At 70.7% G+C, this 16,976-nt stretch carries 16 protein-coding genes; 13 read left to right on the top strand and 3 right to left on the bottom strand.

From position 1 onward, the window contains the following. Positions 1 to 22: 22 nt before the first annotated feature. A complete protein-coding gene (locus ACT2CW_RS12835; RefSeq protein WP_445516602.1) occupies positions 23 to 1,378 on the bottom strand; it encodes a M14 family metallopeptidase in 1,356 nt (451 codons plus the stop codon). A 126-nt stretch (positions 1,379 to 1,504) separates the two neighbouring features. Here ACT2CW_RS12835 and ACT2CW_RS12830 point away from each other — a divergent pair, with 126 nt between their 5' ends. After that, positions 1,505 to 2,386: a S1 family peptidase gene (locus ACT2CW_RS12830; RefSeq protein WP_138914040.1), complete on the top strand. Its 882-nt coding sequence runs from the start codon at positions 1,505 to 1,507 to the stop codon at positions 2,384 to 2,386. 84 nt (positions 2,387 to 2,470) lie between these two features. Here the strand turns inward: ACT2CW_RS12830 and ACT2CW_RS12825 are convergent, their stop codons facing one another. Further along, on the bottom strand, positions 2,471 to 3,481 hold the full coding sequence (locus ACT2CW_RS12825; RefSeq protein WP_445516601.1) for a chitinase: 1,011 nt from the start codon (positions 3,479 to 3,481) through the stop codon (positions 2,471 to 2,473). Positions 3,482 to 3,724: 243 nt separating this feature from the next. After that, positions 3,725 to 5,437 (bottom strand): chitinase, encoded by a 1,713-nt coding sequence (locus tag ACT2CW_RS12820; RefSeq protein WP_445516600.1) that lies wholly within the window; start codon positions 5,435 to 5,437, stop codon positions 3,725 to 3,727. A 281-nt stretch (positions 5,438 to 5,718) separates the two neighbouring features. Between ACT2CW_RS12820 and ACT2CW_RS12815 the strand changes: the two genes are divergently transcribed. The 12 genes from ACT2CW_RS12815 to ACT2CW_RS12760 all read left to right on the top strand — a co-directional run bounded on the left by ACT2CW_RS12815 (position 5,719) and on the right by ACT2CW_RS12760 (position 16,830). Continuing rightward, positions 5,719 to 6,624, top strand: coding sequence for a hypothetical protein (locus ACT2CW_RS12815; RefSeq protein ID WP_445516599.1), 906 nt, complete (start codon positions 5,719 to 5,721; stop codon positions 6,622 to 6,624). 27 nt (positions 6,625 to 6,651) lie between these two features. After that, positions 6,652 to 7,356, top strand: a complete 705-nt coding sequence (gene cpaB, locus ACT2CW_RS12810; RefSeq protein WP_037950665.1) for a Flp pilus assembly protein CpaB — start codon at positions 6,652 to 6,654, stop codon at positions 7,354 to 7,356. Between the two features lie 16 nt (positions 7,357 to 7,372). Next, positions 7,373 to 9,118: an AAA family ATPase gene (locus ACT2CW_RS12805; protein ID WP_445516598.1), complete on the top strand. Its 1,746-nt coding sequence runs from the start codon at positions 7,373 to 7,375 to the stop codon at positions 9,116 to 9,118. A gap of 1 nt (position 9,119) precedes the next feature. Beyond that, entirely contained in the window at positions 9,120 to 9,548 is a 429-nt protein-coding gene (locus ACT2CW_RS12800; protein WP_445516597.1) for a TadE/TadG family type IV pilus assembly protein, read from the top strand. Next, positions 9,545 to 10,978: a CpaF family protein gene (locus ACT2CW_RS12795; RefSeq protein ID WP_138914035.1), complete on the top strand. Its 1,434-nt coding sequence runs from the start codon at positions 9,545 to 9,547 to the stop codon at positions 10,976 to 10,978. The genes ACT2CW_RS12800 and ACT2CW_RS12795 overlap by 4 nt, the downstream gene beginning before the upstream one ends. Before the next feature lie 8 nt (positions 10,979 to 10,986). Next, complete coding sequence (locus tag ACT2CW_RS12790; RefSeq protein WP_044570692.1) at positions 10,987 to 11,925, top strand: type II secretion system F family protein; 939 nt, start codon at positions 10,987 to 10,989, stop codon at positions 11,923 to 11,925. Between the two features lie 53 nt (positions 11,926 to 11,978). Next, complete coding sequence (locus ACT2CW_RS12785; RefSeq protein WP_138914033.1) at positions 11,979 to 12,866, top strand: DUF5936 domain-containing protein; 888 nt, start codon at positions 11,979 to 11,981, stop codon at positions 12,864 to 12,866. 274 nt (positions 12,867 to 13,140) lie between these two features. Beyond that, complete coding sequence (locus ACT2CW_RS12780) at positions 13,141 to 13,305, top strand: Flp family type IVb pilin (RefSeq protein ID WP_037950645.1); 165 nt, start codon at positions 13,141 to 13,143, stop codon at positions 13,303 to 13,305. Between the two features lie 8 nt (positions 13,306 to 13,313). Continuing rightward, positions 13,314 to 13,997, top strand: coding sequence for a pilus assembly protein TadG-related protein (locus tag ACT2CW_RS12775; RefSeq protein WP_445516596.1), 684 nt, complete (start codon positions 13,314 to 13,316; stop codon positions 13,995 to 13,997). Between the two features lie 58 nt (positions 13,998 to 14,055). Continuing rightward, positions 14,056 to 14,637, top strand: coding sequence for a hypothetical protein (locus tag ACT2CW_RS12770; protein ID WP_414084554.1), 582 nt, complete (start codon positions 14,056 to 14,058; stop codon positions 14,635 to 14,637). 8 nt (positions 14,638 to 14,645) lie between these two features. Then, positions 14,646 to 15,278, top strand: coding sequence for an OmpA family protein (locus tag ACT2CW_RS12765; RefSeq protein WP_164428665.1), 633 nt, complete (start codon positions 14,646 to 14,648; stop codon positions 15,276 to 15,278). Positions 15,279 to 15,567: 289 nt separating this feature from the next. After that, positions 15,568 to 16,830, top strand: coding sequence for an SLC13 family permease (locus tag ACT2CW_RS12760; protein WP_182473452.1), 1,263 nt, complete (start codon positions 15,568 to 15,570; stop codon positions 16,828 to 16,830). The last annotated feature ends 146 nt before the right edge of the window (positions 16,831 to 16,976 follow it).

Genomic DNA, 16,976 nt, shown 5'->3' with positions numbered 1-16,976 from the left:
CGTCGGGCCGTACGACCCCGGCTCACGAGCAGTACTGCGCCTCCTTGCCGATCGAGCGGTACATGCAGTCCGCGTTCTCCACGAGTTGCAGCACCGCGTCGCGGTTGCGGCTGGTCTCACGGTCGATGACCTCGTCGGGCGGGTAGAAGCCGCCGGCGCCGGAGGAGGTCGGGTACATCTCGAAGGTGTAGGCGAAGATCTTCTGGGTGCCCCACAGATAGTCGTCGATCGCGCCGTCGGTGATGTAGAGCTCGCTCGACTGCTCGGGGGTGTAGCCGTTGCTCGCCGCCATCTTCTTGCCGACCGCGGCGAAGGCGTCGTAGTCGTCCCGCGTCATGCCGGTGGTGGTTTCGTCGTAGGTCCAGCCGAAGGGCCACAGCACCAGTTCGCTGTAGGTGTGGAAGTCGATCGCGGCCTTGATCTGCTGCTTGCCACCCACGACCCGGCTGCGGGCGAAGTCGGCGACGACCTTCACCTCGGGGGCGGAGGCGGCGCGGGGGCCGCGGTAGGTCTCGGAGCTGGGCGAGGTGGAGGAGCCGCCGCAGCAGCCCCACTTGAAGTCCCAGTTGCGGTTGAGGTCGGTGCCCACCGACGACGAGCCGGAGTTGGGCTGGCGGTTCTTGCGCCAGCTGCGGTAGGAGCCGGTGGCGATGTCGTACTCGCCGCCGTCCGGGTTCACATCCGGGACGATCCAGATCTCCCGGCCGTTGACGGCGCTGGTGATCCGGGAGTCGCTGCCGTAGCCCTCGGTGAGCTGCCGCACCAGATAGAGCGCCATCTCCACCGTAAGGTGCTCACGGGCGTGCTGATGGGCGGTGAAGAGGACCTCGGGCTCGCTCTCGTCCGTCGCCACGTTGTCGCTGATCTTGAGGGCGACGATGTCGCGGCCCTCGTACGACTTTCCGATGACGCGCTTGCTGAGGATCGACGGATACTTGGCCACCGCCGCGTTGATCTCGGCATTCGCTTCGGCGTAGTTGTGGTACTTCGCATCGGCCGACGGGAAGTCGAAGGGCTTGGCCGCCCTGCCCTCGGTACGGTCGGGCGGGCCCTGGAGCGCGGTGAGCCGGTAGCCGAGCGCGCGCAACCGCTCGGCCTGCGCCGGGTCGGCGGTGACGACCAGGGAGCGGGCGTCCACCTCGTCGATGGACACCCCGGTGGCGGCGACCGCGGAGCGGTCGGCCTTGGTGGCGGGGCCGGATACCTCGTACTGCCGCACGCCCTGGTCGGCGGCGGCCTGGTCGGCCGGTGGGGCGGTGCGCTCGGTGCCGGGCCGTGGAGCGGGATCGTCGGCCTGAGCTGCCATGGGGGCGGCGAGTGCGAGGGTGAGCAAGGCGGTGAGGGCGGTGGCCCGTCTACCGCGGATGCGACGTCGCATGACATCTCCTGGGGGGTTAAGGGCGAGCGACTGCTGCGCCAGTGTTCGGCCATGCGCATGACATGCGCAAGGGTGGGAAATGGTCGAAGCCGAAGGAATCTCTCATCGAGGGAAGGAACCCCCCGCATGAACAGATCTCTCGTCGGTGCGCTCTCGGCCCTGTTACTGGGCGGCGCGACCCTCGTCGGCGCGGGCGCGGCGCCCGCGACGGCCGCGTCCCCCGCGAAGGCCCCGGCCCCCGCCAAGGTCTCCGCCAAGGCCGCCAAGGCCCCGAAGGCGGTCGACTTCGCGGGCACGGTGGCGCTCAGCAACTGCTCCGGCTCCGTCGTCCGCACGCCGGGCTCGGCCGACAGCGACCCCGCGCTCGTCCTCTCCAACGGCCACTGCCTGGAGAGCGGCTTCCCCGGCGCGGGAGAGGTGATCGTCGACCAGCCGTCCAGCCGGAGCTTCACCCTGCTGACCGCCTCGGGCGGCCGGGCCGGCACCGTCCGGGCGAGCAAGGTCGCGTACGCGACGATGACCGACACCGACATCTCGCTGTACCAGCTGACGTCGACGTACGCCCAGATCCAGTCGTCGTACGGCATCAAGGCGCTGACACTGTCGGACAGCCACCCGACCCAGGGCTCCGCCATCAATGTGGTCTCCGGCTACTGGAAGAAGATCTACTCCTGCAATATCGACGGATTCGCATACCGCCTTAAGGAGGGGGACTGGACCTGGAAGGACTCGGTCCGTTACACCTCCGCCTGTAACACGATCGGCGGAACGTCGGGCTCCCCCGTCGTCGACCCGGCGTCCGGCAAGGTCGTGGCTGTCAACAACACGGGCAACGAGGACGGCGGCCGCTGCACCCTCAACAACCCGTGCGAGGTGGACGAGAACGGCACGGTGACGGTGCGCCAGGGCATCAACTACGCCCAGGAGACCTACCCCATCACCAAGTGTGTGACCACCGGCAACAAGATCAACCTCAACCTGGCGGGCTGCGTGCTGCCCAAGCCCTAGCGAACATCCGTACGCCGGTGCGCCCCGCCCGTCGTGGGCGGGACGCACCGGCGTACGTCGAACTGTCGTTCCCGTTCTGCGGGTCTACAGCCCGTGGACGTGCGGGCCGACCGCCTTCGACCAGGCGTTCCCGTTGGCCGCGTCCCAGTTGGTGGACCAGGTCATCGCGCCACGGATGCCGGGGTAGGTCTTGGACGGCTTGAAGGAGCCGCATCCGGAGCCCTTGGCGAGGCAGTCCAGGGCGTCGTTGACCACGCCCGGCTCGACATGGCCGGAACCGGCGCCGCTGGTGGAGGCGGGCACGCCGATGCCCACCTGGGACGGGTCGAGACCGTTCTCGAGCTGGATGCAGGCGAGAGCGGTGAGGAAGTCGACCGAGCCCTGGGAGTAGACCTTGCCGTCACAGCCCTGCATCGAGCCGCTGTTGTAGTACTGCATGTTGACGACCGTCAGGAAATCCTTGATCGCCAGGGCGGTCTTGAAGTACTCGGTGGACGCCGACTGCATGTCGATGGTCTGCGGCGCCATGGTGACCACGACATCGCTCTTCTTGTCGTGGATGGCCTTGAGGGCCTTGGTCATGTACGTGGAGTTGACGCCGTTCTCCAGGTCGATGTCGACGCCGTTGAAGCCGTACTTGTCCATCAGGCCGGTGATGGAGGAGGCGAAGGCGTCCGCCGAGGCGTCGTCGCTGACCGAGATGGAGCCCTTCTCGCCGCCGACGGAGACGATCACGGACTTCCCGGCCGCCTGCTTGGCCTTGATGTCGTCCTTGAACTGCTGCTCGTCGCTGTAGCCGGTGGCGGGGTCGAGCTTGAAGTCGACCGCTCCGGGGGTGCCGGTGGCGTCGGCGAAGGCCACCGCGATGATGTCGTAGTCGTCGGGGACGTCCGAGAGCTTCTGCTTCGCCGCGCCGTTGTCGAAGTTCTGCCAGTAGCCGGTGACGGCGTGCTCGGGGACGGCGGCGGCGTGCTGCTTCGCGTCCGGGTGCTCCTCGGACGCGTTGGCCGAGCCGGCGGATATGAGCCCTCCTGCGGCGAGGGCGACGACTGCGGCGGCTCCGAGCAGCCGCTTGGTGAACTGTGCGCGTACCACGACAGCCTCCGTGCGTGGGGGGATGTGGGGGAGGTGGTGCCAGTGCGCGTTCAGGGGCCCCTGTGGCGTGCGTATAAGGTGGTCCAGACCAATAGCGTTGTCAAGCCCGCGCGACGTCTTCCCTGCACGTGAGGGTGAAAAATGCGGATGAGGGGGCCAAGAGCGGTTGCGCTCCCGGCCCCCTTGGCCCCTCCCGGCGAACGGGGCCGCGTCACGTCCCCCCCGGAAGGGGGCCGCGTCACGCTAAGGCAGACCGTGGACCTTGGGGCCCACCGCGTTCGACCACGCGTTGCCCGCCGTCGCGTCCCAGTTGGTGGACCAGGTCATCGCGCCGCGCAGACCCGGGTAGGTCCGGGACGGTTTGAAGGAGCCGCAGTTCGTGCCGCGGGCCAGACAGTCCAGGGCGTTGTTCACGACCGTCGGGGAGACATAGCCGCTGCCCGCGCCCCGCGTCGAGGCGGGCAGGCCCAGGCCGACCTGGGACGGGGAGAGACCGCCCTCCAACTGGATGCAGGCCAGGGCGGTCAGGAAGTCGACCGAGCCCTGTGAGTAGACCTTGCCGTCACAGCCCAGCATCGAGCCGCTGTTGTAGTACTGCATATTGACCACCGTCAGGATGTCCTTGATGTTCAGCGCCGTCTGGAAGTAGGCGTTGGACGTGGACTGCATGTCGATGGTCTGCGGGGCCATGGTGATCACCAGGCCGGACCCGGCCTTCGCCGACAGGGAGCGCAGCGCCTGGGTCATATAGGTGGCGTTGAGGCCGTTCTCCAGGTCGATGTCGACGCCGTTGAAGCCGTATTCGCGCATCAGGGCGTAGACGGAGTTGGCGAAGTTGTTCGCGGAGGCCGAGTCGTTGATCGAGACCGTGCCGTTCTGGCCGCCGATGGAGATCACGACGGACTTCCCGGCCGCCTGCTTGGCCTTGATGTCGTCCTTGAACTGCTGCTCGCTGCCGTAGCCGACGGCGGGGTCGAGGGTGAAGTCGACCGCTCCTGGGGTGCCGGTGGCGTCCGCGAAGGCCACCGCGATGATGTCGTACTGGTCCTGGACGTCCCGCAGCTTTTGCACGGCCGCGCCGTTGTTGAAGTTCTGCCAGTAGCCGGTGACCGCGTGCTTGGGCACGGTGCCGCCGCCCCCGTCGCCGCCGGCCGAGGTGGTGGCCGTGATGGCGGCCGACCTGGGCGACTCGCCCGCCGCGTTGGTGGCGGTGACCTGGAACTGGTACGAGGTGGACGGCGCCAGTCCGGTCACGGTCGCGGAAGTGCCGCCGACCGACTGCACCTTGGAGCCGTCGCGGTAGACGTTGTAGCCGGTCGCGCCGGTCACCGGGGACCAGGAGAGATCGACGGAGGACGAGGTGACGGCGCCGGCCTTGAGGCCGCTCGGAGCGCCCGGCACCGGGTCGCCGGGGTCGCCGCCGGGGCCGGTCAGGCTGATGTCGTCGGCGTAGTAGGCGGGCTGGCCGTACCAGCCGTGGGTGTAGACGGTCACCGAGGTGGTGCCCGCGCCGGTGGTGAAGCTCGTGCTGAGCTGCTGCCAGCCGGTCGCGGAGGGCGTCCAGGTGGAGACGTCGGTGGTGCCGGTGCCGCTCGCGCCGAGGTACACATAGCTGCCCTGGACCCAGGCGCTGAGGGTGTACGAGGAGTTGGGCTTGACGGCCACGGTCTGGGCGCAGCGGGCGTTGTCCGAGCCCGCCGGGGTGGCCTTGAGGGCGGCCGAGCCGCCGTGGACGGGGCTCGCGACGGTGGTGCCGCTCGCCGCCGAGCAGGTCCAGCCGCTGAGGCCGGACTCGAAGCCGGGGTTCTGGGCGAGGTTGGCGGCCGCGGCGGTCGCGGTGCCGCCGCCGAGGGCGGCAAGGCCGGTGGCGCCCAGGGCGATGGTGGCGAACGCGCTGGTCAGCCGGGCGACGTTGCGTCTGAGTCGGGTGGGGCGGGGGTGTGGGGCACGGTCCATGACTGCCTCCGTGGGGGAATCCGTTGGGAAGCCGGCGTGAAGGAGGAGATTGCGGACGGTGGCCACCGTGTGAACGTAACGTGGTCCAGACCAATGCCCTTGTCAAGGGGCTGCGCACGCCGAAGGATCGGGCCCGGGGTGCGTAACCCAGAGGAACTGTTCTCTCACGCCGTTTTCGTGGATAAAGTGACGACGCACCAGGACAGGGGCAGTAAGAGACAGGGGCAGTAACGACCTGCGGCCGCCGCCGCTCGGCGCCGATGTGAGACGGGGTAGCCGACGTGCCCACCGCGATAGCAGTCACCGGCCGCGAGCTGGTGCTTCCGCCGCCCGACGGGCAGACCCCGTCGGCCGTAGTGCTCCGCCCGCCGGACGCACAGTCACTCGACGACGCCCTCGCCGAGGTCGGGACCCTCCTCGACCAGCAGGGCTATCTCGTCGTGCTCTACCCCGCCGCGACCCCCGCGGCCGTGGTCCGCAGGCTGCACACCGTGCGCTCCGTACTGGAGAGCGACCGGATGGCGCTGCTGCCGCTCGAACTCCCGCCGCTGGCCGTGGCCGTATTAGCCCGTCAGCTGCGCCAGCTGTCCATATCCGACTTCAGCCCCGGCGTCCTGGCGTGCGCCGCCCGGCTGCTCTCCCACTACATCCACGCGGGCGCCCTGCTGGGCAGCGTCGCCAAGCTGGACCGGGTCCCGGTCAGCCTCACCTCGCACGTCAAGTCCTGGGTGCCCGGCGCCCACTTCGGGGTGCTCGCCCACCCCACCCCGCATCTGGTCAAGGTCGGCGGCGCGACCGAGCTGCCCGCCCCCGGGTACGCCACCTCCATGACGATCGCCCGGGGCCAGCTCGGCAGCCATGGCTACGGAGGCGGCGGCGCGGGCCGAGACGACTGGGTCACCGGCGCCCTCGCCCCCGCCTGGGGCGTACGCGGCGTGGAGGAGGTGCCGCTGCCCGCCGAGTCGGCGCGCTGGTGGGGCACCCCGAAGCTGATCGAGTTCGCCGCGGCCATCCCCGACCTCTCGGTCCTCTACCAGCTCGTGGCCTCCGTACGGAGAGAGGAGTGCCACTGGTGCGGCTTCGAACTCATCGGCGACCGCTGTGCCTTCTGCTCCTGCCCGGTGGCCCGCGGCGATGAGATCCCCCCACTGCTCACGTCCCAACGTCCCGCCCTGACCAGCCGGTAAACGTCCCCGAACGAGGTTGTGCGACCCATGAATTCACGCCAGCGCCGCGGAGTCATCCTGCTGCTCCTGTCGGTCCTGTGCGCCGTCGGCGCCTTCGCCGGAGTCCTCTCCGTCGTCAACGACGTGGAGTCGAAGGTCGGCCCCGAGACCACGGCCTACAAGCTCACCTCGGACGTCAAGCCGTACAAGGCGCTGGAGGCCGGGGAGTTCGAGAAGGTCTCGATGCCCAAGCGCTATGTGCCCTCCACTGCCGTCACCGATCTCGACGAGCTACGCGGGAAGATCGCGGTGACCCAGCTGACCAAGGGGTCGCTGCTCCAGCGCGACATGATCGTGAACCGGCCCGCCCTGAAGCCCGGGCAGCAGGAGATCGCGATCATGGTCGACGCGGCGACCGGCGTCGCGGGCAAGATCACCCCGGGGGCGCGGGTCAACATCTACGCCACCTTCGAGGGCGACACCCAGGGCGAGAAGCCGGTCTCCAAGCTGATCGTCGCGGGCGCCGAGGTGCTCGACCTCGGCAAGATCACCGCCCTGGAGCCCGACCAGGACGACAAGCGGCGGATCAACGAGGCCGTGCCGATCACCTTCGCGCTCGACACCAGGAACGCCCAGCGCGTCGCGTACGCCGAGTCGTTCGCCTCGCATGTGCGGCTCGCGCTGGTCGCGCCCGGCGGGGGCCCCTCCATAGACCCCGACGACCGCACCTACACCCTCGACGGCGACAAATGAGTGAGGAGGTGCCGCGGTGACGATCAGAATTCTGCCGGCCGTCGGCGACCCCGACGCCGCCCGCTCCCTCAGCGGGCTGCTCGGCCAGTTGCCCGGTGTCGAACCGTCGGCGCCGGTGGGCGACTCGACCCTGCTGCTCGACACCCTCGCCTCGCTGGCCGCCGCCTCCCTGGAGGAGCTGCCGGAGGTCGTCCTCGTCCATGAGCGCATCGGCCCGGCCCCGGCGCTGGAGCTGATCCGCGAGATCGCGCTGCGCTTCCCGGCGGTGGGCGTGGTGCTGGTGACCGCCGACGCGGGACCCGCGCTGTACTCGGCCGCCATGGACGCCGGGGCCCGCGGCATCGCCGGGATACCGCTGGCGTACGAGGAGCTGGCGACCCGTGTGCAGGGCGCCGCCCAGTGGGCCACCGGTGTGCGGCGCCATCTCGGGGGCGGCGGCGATCCGTATCCCACCGGGCCCGGCGGCAAGCTGGTCGCGGTCGCGGGCGCCAAGGGCGGGGTCGGCACCACCGTCACCGCCGTACAGCTCGCGCTCGCCGCGCGCGCCGCCGGCCGTAAGGTCGCGCTGGTCGACATGGACCTCCAGTCCGGGGACATCGCCTCGTACCTCGACGTCCAGTTCCGGCGCTCGATCGCCGATCTGGCGCAGATCAGCGACATCTCGCCGCGGGTGCTCCAGGACGCGGTGTTCACCCACCAGACCGGGCTCGGGCTGCTGCTCGCGCCGGGCGAGGGCGAGCGCGGCGAGGAGGTGACCGACGGCACCGCCCGGCAGGTCATCGGCGCGCTGCGGTCGCGGTTCGAGGTCGTGGTCGTCGACTGCGGTACGCAGATGACCTCCGCGGGCGCCGCCGCCGTGGAGCTCGCGGACATCGCGCTGCTGGTGACCACCCCGGACGTGGTCGCGGTGCGCGCCGCCAAGCGCATGGTGCGGCTGTGGGACCGGCTCCAGATCCGCAAGGCGGAGGAGACCGTGACCGTGGTCAACCGGCACTCGCGCAGCGCGGAGATCCAGCCGCAGCTGGTCCAGCGGGCCACCGGCACGACGGTGGCGCGTACGGCGATCCCGGCCGGATTCAAGGAGCTTCAGCCCGCCGTCGACTCGGGCCGGATGCACGACCTGGACGCCAAGTCGGCCGTCAAACAGGCGCTGTGGGGGCTGGCCGGTGAGCTGGGCCTGGTGGAGGCGGCACCCCCGGGCGGCGGTCGCCGCGCCGGCCACCGGGGCGGCCACGCGGCCGGGGGCGGCGGCGAGCGGGCCCTGCCGGGGTTGCGGCGGCGCCATGCCATAGAGGCGGGCGGCGACCCGGCGCAGGGCAGCGTGGGCGACGGCACCGACGCGCTGAACGAGATCGCCCCGCCGTCCACCAGGGGCTTCCTGCGCAAGCGGGGCGGCGGCGACCGCGGCCAGGTGACGGTCGAGTTCCTAGGCGTCCTGCCGCTGGCGCTGATTGTGCTCGCGGTCATCTGGCAGCTGGTGCTGGTGGGCTACACGTATTCGCTGGCGGGCAACTCCGCCGACAAGGGCGCCCGCGCGGGCGCAGCCAAGGGCGCGGGCGCCTGCCAGGACGCGGCGGCGAAGGACATCCCCGGCTCCTGGACGGCCGACATCGACTGCGGCGGCGGCGACGGCACGGTCTACAAGGCCACGGTCAGGCTCCACGTCCCGATCCTCTTCCCGGGCGCCGCCGACTTCCCCTGGACGGTCACGGGCACCGCGGGCGCGGCGGACGAGACCGACCTGGCGGGCGGAGGAGGCTGAGATGACCCGTCACCACATGCGTGCGTGGCTCGCCTCCGGCCGGGACCGGGGGTCCGCGTCCATCGAGTTCCTCGGGTTTCTGCCGATCCTCATCCTCGTCGCGCTCGCCGCCGTACAGCTCGGCATCGCCGCGTACGCCGCGCAGCAGGCCGGGACCGCGGCGCGGGCGGCGGCGCGGACGGTCTCCCTGGACGAGCCGCGGACCAGCCCGCAGGCCGCCGGTAAGGCGGCGATGAGCGGGTGGCTGGCCGACGGGGCGAGCATCGGCAGCGGGGGCTGCGGAGGCGGGGAGGCGCAGGCCACCGCGACCGTGGAGATCCCCTCCATCATCCCCGGCTTCGACTTCGGCAGCGCCGAGAAGAGCGCCACCATGCCCTGCGATGAGGGAGACGGTGGCGTCGCCCCTGCCGCGTTGGGAGGCGAACGATGAGTCTGCGGGCCCGTATCACCGCGCCCGAGGGGCCGGGCGAGGGCAGCGGGCGCCAGGACGGGCACCTCGTCTCCGCCTACCGCGCCAAGCTGCTGGAGGAGATCGACCTCGCGGAGATGTCGTCGCTCTCCACCGCCGAGCGCCGCTCCCGCCTGGAGCGCGTGCTCGGCCACATCATCAGCCGCGAGGGCCCGGTGCTGTCCACCAGCGAGCGCTCCCAGCTGATCCGCCGGGTGGTGGACGAGGCGCTCGGCCTCGGGGTGCTCGAACCGCTCCTCGAGGACGCCTCCATCACCGAGATCATGGTCAACGGCCCGGACCAGATCTTCGTGGAGCGCGCGGGCCGGGTCGAGCTGGTCCCCGTCCGCTTCGCCTCCGAAGAGCAGCTGATGCAGACCATCGAGCGCATCGTCTCCACGGTCAACCGCCGGGTGGACGAGTCGAATCCGATGGTCGACGCCCGGCTCCCGTCCGGTGAGCGCGTCAACGTGATCATCCCGCCGCTCGCCCTCACCGGCGCCACGCTCACCATCCGCCGCTTCCCCCGCGCCTACACCCTCCATGAGCTGATCGGCATGGGCACGCTGGACGAGCAGATGCTGATGCTGCTCGCGGCGCTGGTGCGGGCCAAGTTCAACGTGGTGGTCTCCGGTCCCACGGGCTCCGGCAAGACCACGCTGCTCAACGCACTCTCCGGGCTGATCCCGGACGGGGAGCGCATCATCACCGTCGAGGACGCCGCCGAGCTCCAGCTCCAGCAGAGCCATGTCATCCGGCTGGAGTCCCGGCCGCCCAACGTCGAGGGCAAGGGCCGGATCACCATCCGCGACCTGGTCCGCAACTCCCTCCGGATGCGCCCCGACCGCATCATCGTCGGCGAGGTGCGCGGCGGTGAGACCCTCGACATGCTCCAGGCCATGTCCACCGGCCACGACGGTTCGCTGGCCACCGTGCACGCCAACAGCGCCGAGGACGCGCTGATGCGGCTCCAGACGCTCGCCTCCATGTCGGACGTGGCGATCCCCTACGAGGCGCTGCGGGACCAGATCAACAGCGCGGTGGACTGCATCGTCCAGCTCGTCCGGCACGCCGACGGCTCACGGCGGATCAGCGAGATCGCGCTGCTCGACAGCCATGGCCACGAGTCGTACCGCATCGCCACCGTCTGCCGCTTCGACGCCCAGCCGATGGGCGCGGACCGGGTGGTGCACGGGCGGTTCGGCTACTTCCCGCTGCCGGAGCGGGTCGCCGAGCGGCTGCGCATGGCCAGCGAATCGGTGCCGCCCGCCTTCGGCGTGGCCGCCTTCCCGGCACAGCTGGCCACCCGCGCGGCCGGGTACGACCCGTACGACCGGCCGCCGCACGATCGGCCCCCGTTCGGCCGACCCCCACAGGACCGACCCCCGTTCGACCCCAGGGACCGGAGGTAGCAGGGCCCATGGACCATCTCGCGACGGCCGCCCTCGGCGCGACGCTGGTGTGCGGCGCGCTGGGCGTCGTGGGCGTGCACACCTACGTACGCGGCAAGGAGCAGCAGCGCGCGCTGATCGACCGGCTGTCGGAGACCGGCCCGCTGCCGGGCACCGCCCGTGCGCGCCGCTTCTCGGGTGTCGACCGGCGGCTGCGCACCACCTCCCTGGGCCGGAAGCTGGAGCTGCGGCTGGCGGCCACCGGCCTGGAGATCACCCCGGGGGAGTTCTTCGTCTACACGGCGGGGGCGGCGGCCGGGCTGTGGCTGATCGCGGCGTCGTTCCTCGCGGCGTTCTTCGGCCCGATAGCGGCGGTGGTCGCGGTCTGGGGGTCCTTCGCGTTCCTCAGCTGGCAGCGCCAGAAGCGGATAGAGCGCTTCATCAACCAACTGCCGGAACTGTCGCGGATCCTGGCCAACGCCACCCAGGCCGGGCTGGCGCTGCGCACCGCGCTCGGCATGGCGGCGGACGAGATGGAGGCACCGGCGGGCGAGGAGCTGGCCAAGGTCGCGGCCAAGCTGGCCGTCGGCCACTCGATCGACGACGCGCTGGAGGAGCTGGCCGAGCGCCTGCCGTCCCGGGAGCTGGTGGTGCTGGTCACCACGCTGGTGCTGTCCAACCGCGCGGGCGGGACCGTGGTCAGCTCGCTGCGCAACCTCACCCAGACGCTGGAGGAGCGCAAGGAGACCCGGCGGGAGGTGCGCACCCAGCTCTCGCAGGTGACCGTCACCGCCTATGTCGTACCGCTGCTGGGGATCGGGACGCTGCTGCTGATGAACCGGATCTCGGCCGGTTCGCTGGACCGGATGACCTCGTCCTTCTGGGGGCAGGCGGCGGTGGTCGTGGCCTTCTGCCTGTACGGGATCGGCTTCTTCCTCATCCGCCGCATGTCCAAGATCGACGTCTAGGACCGTCCGAGACCGACGTACCAGCCAATCCAGGTGAAGGGGACGTGAGGGAGATGGCACTGCTGCTGGCGCTGGCGGCCGGTCTCGCGGTGGCGGGCATCGCCTACGGCATCACGCTGTACCGCAGCGAGGCCAAGCTGCCCAGCGATCTGGCCGTGGCCCTGGAGGTCGGCTCCAGCCGGGCGACCGTGGTCGGCTCGGCCGTCGACCGGCTGGGCATGCGCTACGCCCCGCTGGTGCTGCGGCTGATGGGCGAGAAGCGGGTGGCCCGGGTCCGCCGCCGGATCGATCTGGCGGGCAACCCGGGCGGTCTGACGGTGGATCGCTACGCCGCCCGGCGGGCGGTCTACGGGGCGCTCGGCTTCGTCGGGGCGCTGGTGATGCTGGTCAAGGGTCAAATCCTGCTGGCACTGCTGCTGGTGGCGTTCGGGCTGTTCTGGATCGAGGTGGGCATCTGGGCGGCGGTGCGCGAGCGCAAGGACGCGATCGAGCGGACGCTGCCGGACTTTCTGGACGTTCTGGCCGTCGTGGTGAGCGCCGGTTTGAGCTTCCGGCAGGCCCTGGACCGGGTCGCCGAGAAGTATGAGGGTCCCTGGGCGGATGAACTTCGCATCACACTTCGGCAAATGGACATGGGGGTCAGCCGCCGTCAGGCGTTCGAGGAGCTACGTAAACGTAATGACTCAGAACAGGTCGCGCAGTTCGTCACCGCCCTTCAGCAGGGCGAGGAGCTGGGCGCTCCGATCGTCGAAACGTTGATCGCCATTGCGAACGACATGCGCCGTACGGACGCCCAGAACGCCCGGCGGCGCGCGGCCCGCGCGGTGCCGAAGGCGACCATGGTCATCACGACCTTCATGGTGCCCGGAACCATGGTGTTGCTCGTCGCGGGGTTCTTCATCGGCTCGGGCACCGACTTCGGCTCGGTGACCGGGGACTGACGGTCTCTTTTAGGTGAAGCTCCTTCGCGGTTGCAATTGAATGTGGGACAGTCGTCGACGGAGAACTCCTCGGTGCGGGAGGGGGTGAGACGGATGCGCGGTCGGGGTTGGTCGTCACGCCCACGGTTCGAACGTGGTGAACGGGGAAGTCAATGCTTCCTAGGGCACTGTTCCGAGACGGCTGTTTCGGCGTACTTTGCTCGTGTCGCGAGCGACACCACGGGGGTTGAGTCGCCGGACCACACAGGGACGGCAGCCCATGGAGGGGAACACAATGGGGAAGCGCGTCATGCGGAACGATCGGGGGCAGACCTCGATCGAATACCTGGGGATCATCGCCGTGGTGGTCGCCATCGTCCTGGTTGTGTCCAGCACGGACATCGGCAGCGAGATCGCAAACGCCATCTCCAACAAGGTCGCACAGGTCGTCGGCATCTGACCGGCCGCATGAAGACCCGCCGCGACCTCGGAAGCGACGCGGGGCAGGCATTTCCGATCTACATTACGGCGGTGGCGGGCCTGCTCTTCCTGGCGCTCGCTCTCTTCGCCGTCGGCCAGGCCGGAGCCACCCGCAACGGCGGACAGACCGCCGCCGACGCGGCGGCCCTCGCGGCTGCCCAGGACTACCGCGACCAGTTGCGCAAGGGGTTCCTGGAGGCGATCGCCAACGGCAGCGCATGGGACGACCTGCTGGACGGACGGGGACTGGGCGGCACCAACGCCTGTGACCAGGCGCAGTGGTTCGCCGACCAGAACGGGGCGGATGTGACCGACTGCCGCGGGCCCGACTTCCTGCCGACGTCCTTCACCGTCACCGTGAAGACGCACAAGCCCGTGGGCAAGACCGTCATCCCCGGCACGGAGAGCAAGTACGGGGAGGCGACGGCCAAGGCAGTCGTCACCCCGCGCTGTACGGCCGAGCCGCCCGCCCCGCCGACCGAACGGCCCGACGACGGCGGTGGCGGCAAGGATGACGACGGTAAGGACGACGGCAAGGGCGGCGACGGCGGTAAGGACGACAAGCCGCCCATCGACCTCGTCTGCGACGGGACCGACCTGACCATCGACCCGACGCGTCTCGATCTCTTCCCCGACGCCAAGGACCTCTTCTCCGTGCACCTGGCCGACTGACGGCCGACTGACGAGCGAACGAAGAGCAGAAGAGCAGAAGAGCAAAGGACAGCGAGCGATGAGCATTCGGCACACGACGAAGGCCCGGAGGGGGGCCGCCGCGACGGCGCTCGCCGCGGCCCTGGCCCTCGCCGTGGCCGGGTGCGGCAACGGCGACGGCGACAAGAAGCCCGATGACGCCGCTGACCGGACGTCGACCGCGGGCAAGGACAATGGCGACGAGCAGGAGCCCGCGGCGGACTCCTCCAAGACCATCGGCGAGATGAAGGGGCCCGGCGGGGTCGTCATCACCCTGCACTCCGCGGTGCGCGACGACGGCGGGTTCGTGACCGTGAACGCCACCGTCACCAACCACGGCAGCCAGCTCTTCACCGCGTTCGCCTGGCGCTCGAAGGAGACCGACGTGAAGCCCAACCCGTCCGTCTCCGGCGCGTCCCTGGTCGACGAGAAGGGCAAGAAGCGCTATCTCGTCCTGAGGGACACCGACGGCCAGTGCCTGTGCACCACGGGGCTCTCCGCGATCAAGCCCAATGAGAGCCGTCCGCTGTTCGCGCAGTTCCCGGCCCCGCCGAAGAGCGTCAAAGAGATCGACTTCCAGATCCCGACCATGCCGTCCGTCAGCATCACCCTCTCCGGGTGAGCCGCGCCATGACACCGCAGACGACGGCCCGCCCCGCGCGCCGCGGCCCCGTGCTGGCCGCGCTGGCCTCCACCGCGCTCCTGGTCACCCTCACCGCCCCGGCGCCGCCCGCCCACGCGGACAGCGGCCCCGGCGCGCCCGCCGACACCACCCCGCCGGTGAAGATCGACGCCGATGACTCCGATCTGAAGATGCCCGAGGGCGCCAAGCTGGCGCCCGGCCGGGTCCTGGACATCAAGTCCGTGGTCGAGACGGACGACGGCGACGAGCGGCGGGAGGACACCAACGCCAAGGTGAAGTTCGCGCTCCAGGCCGAGGTGCTCTTCGGCAAGGACAGCGCGAAGCTGGGCGGCGACGCACGGGCCCGGATCAAGGAGATCGCCTCCGAGGCCGAGCGGCAGAACGCCAAGAGCGTCCGCGTCTTCGGCTTCACCGACGACCTGGGCTCCGCGGGCCACGGGATTGTGCTGTCCAAGCAGCGGGCCAACGCGGTGCAGCAGGCGCTCGCCGAGGACCTCGACCCGTCCGTGAACTACGAGATCCGCGGCTACGGCGAGCAGTACCCGATCGCGGACAACGCGACCGAGGAGGGCCGCAAGCGCAACCGCCGAGTGGAGGTCAGCTTCCCCAGGACCGCCTGACCCCCAAAACCGGGGCTCGGCCCCGGACCCAGCTCCTCAAACGCCGGAGGGGCTGATTTCAGCCCGTCAGGGGGCACCTCCCAGCGGTCGCTGGGGGAGCTTGAGGACACGCCCGAAGGGCGTCCGGGTCCAGGGGCGGAGCCCCTGGTATCGGGAAGGGGCGGGGAGGGGAACAGCCCGCCGCAGGCGTCACGGCCCGTCGCCCACCCACCCGAACCCGCCGACCGGGGCCGCGGCGCACGATGCCGCATCATGGGTGTGTTGATCGCACCCTTCCCCGGAGCCCGTTCTGAGTACCGCCGTCGCCGAGACCCTCGCTGTCGCCCTGCTCCTCGGCGTACTGGCTTTCGCGGTGGTACGGCCCCGGGGCCTGCCGGAAGCGGTCGCGGCCGTACCCGCCGCCGGGATCGTGGTGGCCATCGGGGCGGTCTCGCCCGCCCGGGCCTGGGCGGAGGCCCGGGAACTGCTGCCCGTCGTGGGTTTTCTGGCCGCCGTACTGCTGCTGGCAAGGATGTGCGCGGACGAGGGGCTCTTCGAGGCGGCGGGACAGGCCGTGGCGCGGGCCTGCGCGGGGCGTACGGACCGGCTCCTGGGCGGGGTCTTCGCCGTCGCGGCCGCCGTCACCGCCGTGCTGAGCCTGGACGCCACCGTGGTGCTGCTCACGCCCGTGGTGTTCGCCACGGCGGCCCGGCTCGGGGCGCGGTCCCGGCCGCATGTGTACGCGTGCGCCCATCTGTCGAACTCGGCGTCCCTGCTCCTCCCGGTCTCCAACCTCACCAATCTGCTCGCCCTGGAGGCCGGCGGGGTCTCCTTCACCCGGTTCGCCGTGCTGATGGGGCCCGCCTGGTTGGTGACCATCGGCATCGAGTACCTGGTCTTCCGCCGCTTCTTCGCCGACGATCTGGCCGCCGGGACGAGCGAGCCCCCGCCCGCCGACTGGCCCCGGGTGCCGGTGTTCGCGGTGACGGTGCTGCTGCTGACCCTCGCCGGGTTCGTCGGGACCTCGCTGGCGGGCCTCGACCCCCAGTGGGCGGCCTGGGCGGGCGCCCTCGTGCTCACCGTAAGGGCGCTGCGGCACCGTCGGGCGACCGTAAGGGAGGCGATCGGCGCGACCGGGCCGCTGTTCTGCCTGTTCGTGCTGGCGCTCGGGGTGGTGGTCCAGGCCGTGCTGGCGGGCGGCCTCCAGGAGGCGCTGGGCCAGGTGCTGCCCACCGGGGCGGGCCTGCCCGCGCTGCTGGGGATCGCGGCGGTCGCGGCGGTGCTGGCCAACCTGATCAACAACCTGCCCGCCGTGCTGGCGCTGCTGCCGATCGCCTCCGGTGGCGGCCCCGGGCCCGTGCTCGCCGTGTTGATCGGTGTCAACCTGGGCCCCAACCTCACCTATGTCGGCTCCCTCGCCACCCTGCTGTGGCGGCGCATAGTCCACCGCCACGACCCGGAGACCGGCTCCGACCTGGGGGTGTTCACCCGCCTGGGGCTGCTGACCGCACCGGCGACCGTCGTGGCCGCGACGGCAGCGATGTGGGCGATGCTGCGGGTCACCGGGAGCTGAGGGTTACCGGAGGCTGAGGGCTGAGGGCCACCGGAAGCTGAGGCTCGGCTGAGGCTCAGCTGGGGCGCACCCAAAGCCGAGGGGCCGTCGGCGGGAAAGGTCTTTTCGGTAGCAACCCCCCCCCCCCCTTTCTGGGCCCAACACGG

The organism is Streptomyces sp. NEAU-174 (assembly GCF_052665095.1).
Note: the sequence above shows the minus strand (reverse complement) of the source record. Positions and strands in the feature narration are given on the sequence as shown.